Genomic DNA, 12,503 nt, shown 5'->3' with positions numbered 1-12,503 from the left:
GTAGCACCCCAGTAGTTGTTCTCGGCGGTAGTAGTGGCAGTGACATAAGTCTCAAACCCAACTGAGTTTCCGTGAAAGCTATTGTTACTTAGGTTTCCCACATATCCACCAAATGCCATATAACCAGCGCGGTAATTATCATAAAATTCTGTCCCAGTTACAGTAGCTGTTCCAGCATCTTGCATAATTCCATCAAGTCCGGATCCTGATATGACGGAGTCGATTATTGATACGGTTGAAGTGTCGTACTGCCAAATATTCATATCAGCACTATTCTTGATATGAGTATTACCGACCTCTAGCACGCCCGCCTCTACAAACATACCTATATCATTATCTTCCACGGTGCTGTAAGTTACAGTTGTAGTACCAAAATAAGTTGTGATACCAAATTGATTACTGGTAAAGGTAGAGTTAGTAATGTTAACAGCACCACCGTGGTTGTAAACAGAAGAATAATTATTCCTACCACCATAGCGTACTGTGGCATAGTTAAGATTTAAAGTGCCGGGTACATATATATCATACCAATCACCAATACTACCAACCGATGTGCCGTCGGCATTAGTATCACCGCCAACCGAGTCATCTTTGATTGAAGTTATATGTACTGGATTGGTTGATGATCCATTTACGTTGTATCCTTACTCTCACCATGCTTACTGAAAGATACTTCTTCGTACACCTTAAGCTTACTGGGTAAAGTGCGTTCACCGAGATTTTCAGCTTCTAGGTCAGCTGGATAAGAAATTTCCCATTTGTCGGTTTTGTGGGTTCTTGAATTGTCTTGCTGGGCTAATGTTATGTTTGTGGATGAAATAAAGATGAGTATCGCGAATAATACTGCTGTGGATTTGATTAATTTCATGTTTAATTTGATGTTAATAATTAATAAACTATTAGTGTACTAATAACTCCCTTTAAAATATCACCTTCATGGTATCCTCTTAATGGTGTATCCACGGTCAAAAGATAGCCATTATTAAGCTCTATATGAGTCGAATATATACCATCGCCTAATCCAGACACATTAGCTGAATACGTGTTATGTATTGAGTGAAATTTGGTATCCATATGAGTTACTGGACCGTCATACCAAGGTTGGTTTCCATCGTAGTATTGTTTAGTCCACTTCTCCAAACTGATGTCATTGACTTTTCTCACGGTAATAAAGAAGCCTACGGGTTGATCTGTGTAATTTGGAGAGTTGATTATCTCTAGTTCTTTAGGTGAGAGAAAACTAACTACAGGATCTAAAACTAGAAACTCTTCTTCCATGATGTATCTTGTTGATCTGTATGGCTTAATGTCTCTAGTACTCCATTCCTTGGGGTATTTAAACTCAAAACCAGCTTCTTCGTTCCTGTATGTTTGCCAATTTGACGTATCTACACTCTCTTCCACTGTCCCTGCTTTAATATTTGAATCTTCAATGTGTACCTTCGTGTCTAACTCTTCATTACTTTGATTAGTTGATAAAACTTGATTCTGCAAATTTTTGTTTCCAATCTCTTGAACACACAAAAGATAAACAGAAACTATTATTGCTACAGCAATAACTGTTATAGCTAGAATTAATAGTTTGTTGTGTAGGTTTGGTATGGGTTGCATAAGTTAATTCACTGCAAGAACACTTAGTTGTTAATTCTTGATTATTTTAATATTGGTTCATTGATTATGATAAGGATTTCTTATACTTATAATATTGACACACAAATACTTAATTTATTTGTGGATAACAAGTTATACCACAGTGGACATTAAGGAAAGTTAAAGAAAAGATTAAGAAGAGATTAAGAAAACTTTGTGGGTATGTAGCTCAATTGTTTATTTGTTTTTCGTTGTATCAATATCAGTAATGGCGCGATTATTGGTGGTGCTATTTGAACGAGGAAACCGACTATTTAATATTATACTAAATCGCGCAAACTCATCGGATTGAGCAAGTTGTACTAATCTCTCGATGTTCTCATCTCGCAACTCCGGTAGCCTTCGAGAAGTGGGGCGATATGGAGCACCAATCAGGCCAGCAATGGCATTTTCCGTCATCAGTAGCCAATTTGACGGCTCAACTACTACGCTTTTTCCAGCTACCGTGCGGTTCGAGGTGGTGATTTGAACCATCTCGCGTTTTTCTGTTGGATTTAAAGAAATATAGCTGTTTGCAAGGCTTTTTATCAGTTCGAGAAATCTTTGGAGGTTGGAAGATTTTCCATTCTTTTTCCGCTCAATAACTAACTTCTCTTCAGCTTGCAGTTTCTCTAGTAGTAGTTTTTCTTTGTGTTGGTTATAGGTGTTGTGGTCGATGTGACCATCAACCAGTGTTTCGGTTAATCTATCAATACGAGCATTGATATGCCCCAACTGCATCTTGATGGTGCTGATGGTGCCAGTTTGTTGGCGAGCTTTCCACCACGATTCAAAGGCTTGTAACAGCGTCTTTTCTTCCTCGTCGGATATTCGAAAGCACGAAAGTGCCGACTCCACCGCCGTCTCCAACACTTCCTCTCTCACGCACTTGGTCGCGCATTCTCGCTGCTGACAGCGGTAATACACGTGACCTTTTTGCCGCTCGGGGGTCATTGCCGAGTCACAGTGATGACAGCGAAACAAACCTCGGTAGAGGTGGTTGTGTCGCGTTACTTTCTTTCCGGACTTGCCAGCTTTGATTTCCTGTACAGCCTTAAACAACTGCACCGATAGCAACGGCTGGTGAATACCTTGGTAGGTTTCGCCGTTCTTGCGGATGCGGATGAGGCCACAATAGAAAGGGTTGTCGAGGATGGTTTCCAGCCCGCCCTTGGAGAGTGGTCGGCCGGACTGGTTACGCAAACCCAACCGCTTCAATTCCATAAGGAGACTGCGTAGGGAATGCTGGCCACTGGCGTATAGTTCAAAAGCCTGACGAATGAACGGTGCGCGTACTGGATCCGGTATCTTCGGCTTGCCACTACCTTGGTCCAGATAACCGATTGGTGCCCCGAACGGATACAGACCTTGCTTGAGGCGTCCGTAGATACCTTTCTTGATCTCTTCCCGTAGGTTGCGGATGTAGTCAGCGGCGATGACAGCTTGAATGTCGGCCGCCAGCCGACCACCACGCGAACGAAAGTCCAAGCTCTCGGTAGCGAAATGAACGTCAATGCCGGTGTCGGCCAAGTCACCAATCTTCGCCCAGTCAGCGAAGTTGCGAGCACTCCGGTCTATCTTATGCATCACCACCCCATCAGCTCGGCGCTGCTTCAAGAGCCGGATCATAGCATTGAAGACCGGACGGCCGGATTTGGCGGCCGTTTCCTTCTCTTCAAACCACTTGATGATGATGATGTTGTTCCCGGTGGCGAACCGTTCGATGGCTTCACGCTGGGCTTGCAGCGACACCCCCTCGCCCTGCTTGACGGTGGAGACACGCACGTAGCCAAAACATTTTTTCATAAGTCATTTTGATTATCCCTTGACTCTACCACATTCTCAAAATCTGGCGAATCACTCCAAGGCCAAGAACCCTCGCGCTCCATACGTTCATAGACACGTTGGCAAAGCGCCAGGTACCGTTCCAGCTCGGGTGGTAGTTTGTCTTTTTCGTTTTGCATCCGCTCATCGTACCGAAATGGCGGCAACACCATAGACGGCAGTAAATGCCGGAAGTCGAATTCTGGCCGTCTATTTTCGACCCGAAAAAACGCTAAACTTCTCAAACCTACCTACCAAAACCACCACGCTCATCTGACTTCGCCGCGCTTCTGGTTTTCATGGCGTCAGCCTGAAACCAGAAGGGCAAGGCGAAGTCAGATGAGCGTGGTGGTTTTGGTTTGATAACGGTGGAAAGTATTGAAATCCGCAACTACCGGCGTCTATTGATACAGGGCTAATCGGTTATGCTTTAGCACCAGAGCGCCTATAGCGCCTTTTATCAGTTTAATAGTTTTGTTCCTTATGAAGACGAACAATATTGCCTTGGACCTCAAGGTAGCGCGTCATAAAGCCGGCCTACGGCAACTTGATTGCGCGCATTTATTAGGTGTCCATAAGACCCGTATCTCTAATATTGAGAACGGTCGTTCAGCGCCGACCACGCTGGAGGTCGCGACACTCTCCTTGGTGTATGGCAAGCCGATGGAAAGTCTGCTGGCGGGGTTGTTGGATGAGGTGGTTGACGAGCTTATTCCGCGGCTGCGGTCGATACCGACTGCACCGACGAGCATAGCTGTCACCTTCAATCGAACGCACACCCTCTCACAGCTCGCCATTCGTTTAGAAGCTTTAATCACAACCGAGAATGGCCGGGCGTAGGGTGTTGTCCGTGGCCGTAGCCAGTGGTCGTGTCAGCTACGTGTTCTTGGTTAAAGGCACACTTTATAGCTGGCGCATTTCCCGGCAAGCCAGTAAGAGTCCGGCTGAAACAGCCAGGATGGTAGAAAGCTGGATTCATCAGTTGCGTCCTGACGTGGTGGTGACAGAAACAATCACCAAGCATTGTCGGAAGGGAGAGACCACGATCGCCCTCATCGAGGCCGTGGCTCGTGTTGCTACTGACGCACCGCTCTTGGATGTGTCGGTATCGCGACCGCACCGCTACCGGAATAAGTACGTCGAGGCAGAAGCGCTCGCCGATCGCTTCACCGAGTTGCGACCGTGGGTACCAAAGCCAAGGAAGTCCTGGGATTCGGAGCCACGTAGCACCACCCTCTTTGAGGCGTTGGCTTTGGCGCTCGAGGTCATCGACCAACGAGATTGAGGTACGAGTGAAATCAGCGCCAGCAGTGGCGCTGTTTTTGTTGGAAATTGATGAAGCAACGCACCGAGCGGAGCAAAACCACCGGCTGGCGCGTCCCCCATAACGCTGTAGCCAGCCGGTGGTTTTGCGTTCCAGTAGACCGCTATCGCTTGGTTTGGTGTCGCCGATGGAGTATATTATGAGTGTTAATAGAAGTGTCTCATAAGTGGTGATCCTATACAAGATTTTGACAAAATCTATTTAGCAGACTATAATCTTAAACAGGTTGCGATGGTGTGACCCCAAACAAGGAGAAGAGCTATGAAGAAGGTGTTGATTGTCGCTCTGATGGCAACTCTTGCACTGCCAGTGTCGGCAATTGCTGACAAGAAGATTTTCAAGAAGTTTGTCTTTGTTGAAGGTAAAGTAACTTTCTACACAGACAAAACATATATTTCGTTCCGGAAAGGCAAGCTAATCTCATCTGGAGAATGGGAGTTACTCGACAACAAAACGGTCATATGTCCTAAGGGGTACAAACAAGATCATTGTCGTAAATATTATCGGCTTTAGGCCGGCGTCCGGCATCAATAATACCGGTCCATCAAAATGGGCCGGTTTTTTGTAAACTTGACTAATTCACTTTCTGCTGAGGTAAATTAGTCACTACCGTTCCGGCGATAATCTGCGCTCGGATCAAAATGCACAATGAGATTAGACCACGCTTCATACTTCTCTGGTGGAAGAGAGTATGGAGCACATTTTTTGATGGCGCGCTTGGCTGCTTCGCTGAATACTCTTTTGGTGTTGGTCACTTCTCCATCGGCGACAATCTCCGGTTCGCCAACGAGCGCGCCCGTATGATCAAGACGAAAGCGCACTGACACCGTAGTGTTGGATCCATTAATCATCGGCACGCTCCAGCAGCGCTGAATCTGCTCACGGAGCGATTTCATTTCAGTCTCGGTCAGTGGTTCGGTTGAGGCTGAGGTTGTCAGCATGCACAGGGAGAGGAATGAGAGAGTTAACTTGCCCATAGATAGCTGCACCTGGCTAGAGAGTAATTGGCACATAGCGATTGCTGCTGCTGTGATGATAGACGTAGCTGCCATCCGGTTGACGATAGAAGGTGTACCTTGTGGTGGTGCCGGCGATCACACCATTAGGAAGCAAGGTGTATTGCCCGTTGTGGCTTTCGCCGTTCTTTCCTTCGTAGGTGTACGTTTCGTCCGAACGGAACAGGAAGGTTCCTTGGTCACGTCGCTGAAATGCGCGGTCGATAAAGGTGGCTTGCACCTCGGCAGTGGTGAGCTGGGTGCGTTCAGAGCTGGAAGTGGTGGCTGAACAACCAGCCAACCAAGCTACCGCCATAATGGAAAGTATCGTCCGTCGCTTCATTGTTTGTTCTCCTTTAACGAATCCGCACACCAGCACATTTCCACCCAGCGAAAGTCATGGTCGAATCGGTCGGATACCCACAGTTGGCGGCGCTCAACCTCGCCTGTGTCCACCGGCACATAGACTAGTCTGACCTTCTGTTGTCGGCAGGATAATTTCTGACTGCCACCCTCAATGAAGTATGAGGTGGTCCAAGTGTCCCAGGCCGGTATCTTCCCGCCGTAGCCAATCAATGTGAGACGCTTGGCCCGACGCTTGGCGTGCGCCGAGATTTCCGAGATGCCGAGCGCTGCAATAGTTTCGGGTGTGAGCATCCGCTCATTGATGCCGGTCTGATACGTCACCAACCAGAGTTTTCGCGGATGGTGTTTGAGGAGGTACCACACGGCCGCCTGGTCCTCGTCCACATTCATATCGCGAAAAGAAAACGGCAGTCCGTGTCCGGTGGAGAAGCGCTCGCCGGGCGCCCGACCGCCTACCCCCAATATCCGTTCAATCCGCTTCGGCCTTACCAATCCTTCGGACAAGAGCCGAGCCGAGACAGTGAACGGTCCCAACTCAGCGATTACCACCCGCTCGTGCTGGTTGACGATGGCGGCGATCGCAAAGAGGCGCTGTTGATCTTCGGCCGTGGGCGGCAAGGATTGCGAGAAGGACATCCGACGGGCTGGTCCTTCTAGCACCGCCCAAGCCGAGAGCCCGAGCTGATGCAGGCGGTCATGGAGATTCCGATACACCTCTTTAGCGCTTGCCCCACCGTTGCCAAAAATCGAGACGACACCAACGATGCGAATACATCCCCTCCGTTCAAGCTCCCGGTACATCATGAGACTGACTGAGTCGTCGATCTCGCCTGAAGTAGTGACATCCGTGACAATCAGAACTGGATGGTATGCAAATCGGCAGGGACCGTTGAGAAAATGCTCCACGAGCCCACTTGCGCGGACAGGCAATGAGAACATGACAATGAGTAGACACCCGACGAGTGTCCGCACTACCGTCATCCGACCGGTTTCGCCGGGTAATACCGACCGCTATGGCTATGGTAATAGACGTAGCTGCCGTCCGGCATACGGTAGAAGGTGTACCGAGTGGTGGTACCTTTGATCACGCCGTTCGGCAGCAACGTATAGCTGCCGTGATGAGACCAGCCACTGTCGTCCTGATAGGTGTATGCACCACCACCCAGTTGGAAGAAGAATCGGCCTCTTGGGCCTCGCCAGGAATGATCGATAAAGGTGGCTTGCACCTCGGCAGTAGTGAGCTGAGTGCGTTCAGAGCTGGAAGTGGTGGCTGAACAACCAGCCAACCAAGCCACTGCCATCAGAGAAAGTATCGTTTGGCTCTTCATCGTGGGTTTTCTTTTCGGTTAAGAGCGCCTTGTGAATGTTGTCCTTGCAGTGACATTCGAAGCTTTACGGACGGCATAAAGCCTCCCGTCACGTTCGGTGAACGTGAACCTAATTGCATCGCCCCACGAGAGTTGGTTTCCAGAAACGTTCGCTTGCGTGCGCTGACTTCCGGCACTGGTGAACGATGTCTGCTGCCACGTGTACGTAATATCGGCCGTGTTGCCACTAACGCTATGAACTACGAGCGTCGTGTTGATTACGCCACCCCAATTGCTTTTCCACGCACCAACGAACGCGCTCTCCGCCGTTTTAGAGGTGGCTGACGACGTGCCGTCACCTTCGGAGGTGGTGGCGGTGCAACCACCAAGCGCCAGTCCAACCAGTACGATGCCGATAGCTGTTTTCATTCGCTGAATCCCGTCCTTTTGCCTCGAAAATATAACTGTTTGGAATATCGAAGACCCAGCAGTTGGTCAAGCGGTCTCGGTGTGGTTGCAGCGGACGGGATATCAGGATTTCCGGATTGATGGTTGCTGAGGACGGTCATGAGATAGCTCCCTGTTCGGTCCGTTTTCGTGCTGCCAGTCTTCGAATTGGAACTATTCTATCAGCAGGAATGAGTTAGCCACACCATTAACTATCGTTTCACGATCCACTTCGCTAAATGAGTCGCTGAAACTGAAGGTCACCGTAGTCTCCGTCGATTTCTCAAGTAGTGAAAATGTATAGAATACCTGCCCATTAAACGTATTAATGTACCGTTTTACGAACGATATTCTATTTTCTTGCAAGTCAATTACACTTAACTCTACGAGATTGCTCGGTCTGTTTTGGAAAGTAAAGTCAGCGTACCCCCCAACTGAACGAAAAGATGTTGTCTCTGAAGGCTCGATTACAATCTGAGCCCCAGATATTATGTATTCTCTTCCGTATTCTCCTCCTTCGCGATCGGCAAAATCACTCGTTTGAAAGATGCATCTGCCCAAAAGGTCACCCGCATCAACTCGAAAGAGCCAATCCGTCGGCACCTTCATTGATGCGTAAGGACATTTCCCTCCTGTGGAGGCTAGAATAAGCCTAGGGATTTCCTCAGGCGTTTTTCTGTGATCGATCAAAAATCTGGCGTTCCAGAAAAAAGACAAACCTAGAACTACCATAGCTGGTAATAAAAATAATTTACATATCATAAAACAACAATATTATTGTGTAAGAATTATATTGTATAAAAAACGAATAATCAATTCTATATATCTATTGGCGAAGTAACGTCTCTACTGCCATCTGCTACTGTAGCATCTCTCCACTTAACAATCGATGTTCCGAAGTGTACATGAAGGTGAGGGCCGCTGCTAAGACCTGTGTTGCCGGATTTTGCAACAGGAGCGCCGGCCGACAATTTATCATTCTGTTTCCAAGGTTCTCCCGACGAATTGACGAGGCTTCCTCGACTTAGATGGGCATACGTTATGTATACTCCACTGTTTGTTCGTATGGTGATGTAATTTCCAACCCCACTATTACCGTTTTTATTATCTTCGACATTGTCCTCAACTGCAATTATCACTCCTTCTGACATGGACAATACAGGCGTACCCGATGGCATTTGATAGTCAATGCCCCATTGTAGTGGACTGTCTTTGTGATGACTCGTCGTTCCGCCGAAATCCTGTGTCACGGTATATGTTTTATCAGCAGCGTAAGGTTGCAAGATTGTGGACGAATTCAAAGGGATGGCTGTGGTACCTGGATAGGCTGCGACGCATTGAAGTGTGCCTAACATGCATTGAGGTGCGTCCGGATCAGCATACCGGTCAATGATATCCTGCACTGATACCGCCGGGTTCAAAATTGCCTGCGGGATCACCGGTACCGTTGAAATAACCGGCTGAACAACCTGCACGTAATCGACGGTGAAGCTGCGTGTGATCTGCTGGCTGCCGGCGATTACCGTCACTTCCCATTGATAGATGCCTTGCGGATCGCCCGCAGCGACCAGGGCGGGCGAAACGGTGGCAGACGTGTCGCTGACAAGCACGGCACGGCCGTTACCCCAATCGTTCGCGGCGTTCCAGACGACAGTGCCGGTGTTTCCGTTCGGGTCAGTCCATGTCCAGCGGATTTCGGTCACGTTGCTGAATCCACTGCCAGTGACCTCTATGGTAGGCTGGTAGGGATCGCTCGATGTTGAGAAGGTTGAGGGGAACGGGTCCAGGGTGAGCGGCTCGGGATCAGGTTCCGGCTCCGGCTCCGGCTCGGGATCGGGAGTTGGCGTGCTTGCAACTTGCCAGCGCAGATACGGATAGCCATTGTTGATGGCTGGATCAATATCCCAGTCGTTGGTAAAATCCCACCCCGCGTTGATGAAGGTGGAGGCCGTTTTCATTTCGTCTGTAGTGAGGCCGACGCCCTTGCCTGTATCCGACTGGCCAGTGGTTTGCATGTCGTAAAAGCTGGCAGTAACGGTCCCACCGTCATTGTACCCGACAAGCCCGCCGACAGCACCGATCCCCGAAACATTTCCAATAGCATAGGTGTTTTTTACTGTACCACTATTCCCACCAATCAGTCCTCCAACATAATCGTCGCCAGAGACATCTCCAGTCGCGTAGCTGTTTTTTACTGCGCCGCTATTCCATCCACTTAACCCGCCCACCGTATCGCCACCATTGCTTGTGACATCGCCGGTGGCGTAGGACTTGTTGATCGTCCCGTGGGAATTGGTACCGACCAGTCCGCCGATGTCACGGAAACCGGCAACGGAGCCGGTGGCGAAACTCTCGCTGATCGACCCGTAATTGAAGCCCACCAGTCCGCCGACTGCAGTTTGTCCTGCAGATTGTCCGGCAACGGAGCCGGTGGCGAAACTCTCGCTGATCGACCCGCCATTGCTGCCCACCAAACCACCGACTTCTTCCCCTCCGATTACCGTCCCAGTGGTATAGACGCGCGTTATCGTGCCTGTGTTATCTCCAGTGAGCATACCGACCACCGAAGCGCCTTCGACCGAACCGCCCACCAAGCCAATGTCTCGAATGTCTCCCTCGGTATTGCGAAACAACCCCACATAGAACTCTGTGGGGCGGTTAATGGTTAGATTGGTAATGGTGTGCCCGAGGCCGGTGAAGGTGCCAGTGAAGCCATCGATGTCACCGCTCCCTATAGGCTCAAAACCGGCACCGCCGTTCCAGCCGGCAGTGGCGGAGGCATCAAGGTTGGTGCCGAGCGCATAAGCACCAGACAACCCTAGCGCCTGCAATTCCGCCAACGAAGAGATGATGGTGTAATTGACTGTCGTACCGCTATTCCCTCGGGTCGAGAAACTGCCGGTCGAAGCAATGTTCACCGGCTTGTTGATGAAATAGTCACCAGTGCTGTCGGTTTGCGCGTATTGTAGAGCCAAGCCAGCCGTATCTTGCAGCGCCATGGCGTGGTTGATTGCGATATTACGGTCAGCGCGCAATGTCAGCGTATTGGCGTTCCATAATACTTGGTCATTGACGAAGATATCGCCGTTTCCTCCCGGCGTCCCCTGACTGGCGGTCGAGATTACGATGTTGTTGCTGCCGAGCTGGGCGGTGAGTAACCCGCCGGTGATGTTGCCGCCGGAGGCGGCAACAGTGAAGTCGTTTGGATCAAGTAGCCAGGTGCCGGTCTCGCCTCTGGCGGCCGTGGTGGAGACGTTGGTCTCTTCACCGATATTGAGTATCGCGCCCGAGGTTTCCACGAATCCGCCGTCGCCACCATTCGCACCACCACGCGCGGTGATGGTGGCGGCAACGCTGGTGGCTTCGTCAGACCACACCACCACCTTGCCGCCGTCGCCCTGATCGGTAGCGTCGGCACGGAGGGTGGTGCTGCTGTCCAGAGTGACGGTTGAGGCAGTCGGTACCGGGCTGGCCTCTTTAGCGATACCAAGTGAAGCCATCGTGGCATCATCGGCACGGCCACCAAGGTAGTCACCGCCAAGCAGGATGGTTCCGCCACCACCTTCGCCGCTGGTGTCAATGATGGCTCCGGCCACTTCGACCACCTCACCGGTCACGATGATATGTCCACCAGATCCTCTGTCAGGACGCGATGTTGGAGTTGGAATATTGGTCGCCAGCAATTGGCCGGAAACCTTGACACGCTGCACTGGAGCGGAAGCGGTCTTCGTGCCAGCGGTCTGCCCACCCAGCACGATCTTGCCGGCGCTCGTACCAACCGAGTTGGCCTCGACGATGCCGGTGTTGTTAACAACAGAGTTCACCGCCCGTCGCGCCGTGGCGGCTTTGAGCGCCACGGTGCCGCCGGAAGCGGAAATGCGTCCCTCGTTCTTCACCAGATCGGCTACAGGTTGGCCGGTCGAGATATCAACCACCTCTTCGGTAATCTCGTCGTCAACCGTCAGATTAATGAGATTGTCACCGTAAAGGTCGAGCGTGAAGCTGTTGCCCGAGGCAAGCGAGACCGAGCCCATCTTCGCGATAATGACACCAGAATTGCGCACGCCTGGTGCCACGAAGGCAGCTAGACCGTAGTCGGCAATCGAGACACTACCTTCGTTGATAACGGACGCTGCCGGATTGCCGGGCTGATTGAAGTGGAACCGTCCGGCCATGAAATCGTCGTTGGCAATGTCATGCGTGGTGGCGACGAGACCACCCACATCAACCCTCGCATCAGGGCCAAACAGGATACCGTCCGGATTGACGATCGCCACGTTGCCGTTGGCTTCCAGCGTTCCCAAGATACGAGACGGCGCTATGTTGCCAGTGACACGGTTGAGGGTCCAAGCCTCCCGGCTCGGCTGGACAAATCGGGTTGTCTCACCGGCTTCAATATTGAAGCTCTGCCACTCAATGACGGCACTGTGGGATGTCTGGTCAATTTGCAGCGTCGTGGCGTTTGGTGCGCTGATAGCGGCCTCGCCGGCCACCACTTGGCCATCAACTGGATTGGCATGGGAAAATCCACCCATAGCCAAAGAGAAGAGCATAGCCGAGCTAAGGGTGGTGGTTGTCTTCAACCAGACGATGGTTGGCTGTCTTTTCATT

At 50.5% G+C, this 12,503-nt stretch carries 12 protein-coding genes; 3 read left to right on the top strand and 9 right to left on the bottom strand.

The annotated features are described in order from the left end of the window. The 3 genes from G6N73_RS20395 to G6N73_RS20385 form a co-directional block, all read right to left on the bottom strand. On the bottom strand, positions 1–386 hold a 386-nt coding region (locus tag G6N73_RS20395; protein ID WP_343044682.1), incomplete at its 3' end, for a right-handed parallel beta-helix repeat-containing protein. A 502-nt stretch (positions 387–888) separates the two neighbouring features. Continuing rightward, on the bottom strand, positions 889–1,611 hold the full coding sequence (locus G6N73_RS20390; protein WP_165030914.1) for a hypothetical protein: 723 nt from the start codon (positions 1,609–1,611) through the stop codon (positions 889–891). Positions 1,612–1,827: 216 nt separating this feature from the next. Then, positions 1,828–3,435, bottom strand: coding sequence for a recombinase family protein (locus tag G6N73_RS20385; protein WP_165030912.1), 1,608 nt, complete (start codon positions 3,433–3,435; stop codon positions 1,828–1,830). Positions 3,436–3,936: 501 nt separating this feature from the next. On the opposite strand from G6N73_RS20385, the gene G6N73_RS20380 reads away from it, so the two are divergent. The 3 genes from G6N73_RS20380 (at position 3,937) to G6N73_RS20370 (ending at position 5,290) form a co-directional block, all read left to right on the top strand. Next, positions 3,937–4,293 (top strand): helix-turn-helix domain-containing protein, encoded by a 357-nt coding sequence (locus G6N73_RS20380; RefSeq protein WP_165030910.1) that lies wholly within the window; start codon positions 3,937–3,939, stop codon positions 4,291–4,293. Positions 4,294–4,303: 10 nt separating this feature from the next. Next, positions 4,304–4,738 (top strand): hypothetical protein, encoded by a 435-nt coding sequence (locus tag G6N73_RS20375; RefSeq protein WP_206078982.1) that lies wholly within the window; start codon positions 4,304–4,306, stop codon positions 4,736–4,738. Positions 4,739–5,038: 300 nt separating this feature from the next. Then, positions 5,039–5,290 (top strand): hypothetical protein, encoded by a 252-nt coding sequence (locus G6N73_RS20370; protein ID WP_165030906.1) that lies wholly within the window; start codon positions 5,039–5,041, stop codon positions 5,288–5,290. Between the two features lie 86 nt (positions 5,291–5,376). Here G6N73_RS20370 and G6N73_RS20365 read toward each other — a convergent pair whose 3' ends face one another. The 6 genes from G6N73_RS20365 to G6N73_RS20340 form a co-directional block, all read right to left on the bottom strand. Continuing rightward, complete coding sequence (locus G6N73_RS20365) at positions 5,377–5,673, bottom strand: TonB C-terminal domain-containing protein (protein ID WP_165030904.1); 297 nt, start codon at positions 5,671–5,673, stop codon at positions 5,377–5,379. A gap of 97 nt (positions 5,674–5,770) precedes the next feature. Further along, positions 5,771–6,115 (bottom strand): hypothetical protein, encoded by a 345-nt coding sequence (locus G6N73_RS20360; protein ID WP_165030902.1) that lies wholly within the window; start codon positions 6,113–6,115, stop codon positions 5,771–5,773. Continuing rightward, positions 6,112–7,044, bottom strand: a complete 933-nt coding sequence (locus tag G6N73_RS20355) for a nucleoside hydrolase (RefSeq protein ID WP_165030900.1) — start codon at positions 7,042–7,044, stop codon at positions 6,112–6,114. The genes G6N73_RS20360 and G6N73_RS20355 overlap by 4 nt, the downstream gene beginning before the upstream one ends. A 71-nt stretch (positions 7,045–7,115) precedes the next feature. Beyond that, positions 7,116–7,466, bottom strand: coding sequence for a hypothetical protein (locus G6N73_RS20350; protein ID WP_165030898.1), 351 nt, complete (start codon positions 7,464–7,466; stop codon positions 7,116–7,118). Between the two features lie 18 nt (positions 7,467–7,484). After that, positions 7,485–7,874, bottom strand: coding sequence for a hypothetical protein (locus G6N73_RS20345; RefSeq protein ID WP_165030896.1), 390 nt, complete (start codon positions 7,872–7,874; stop codon positions 7,485–7,487). Between the two features lie 836 nt (positions 7,875–8,710). After that, positions 8,711–12,502 (bottom strand): two-partner secretion domain-containing protein, encoded by a 3,792-nt coding sequence (locus G6N73_RS20340; protein WP_165030894.1) that lies wholly within the window; start codon positions 12,500–12,502, stop codon positions 8,711–8,713. Position 12,503: the final 1 nt, after the last annotated feature.

This window comes from Allomesorhizobium camelthorni (assembly GCF_011045125.1).
GTDB lineage: Bacteria > Pseudomonadota > Alphaproteobacteria > Rhizobiales > Rhizobiaceae > Allomesorhizobium > Allomesorhizobium camelthorni.
This window is presented reverse-complemented; position numbering and strand designations above follow the sequence as displayed.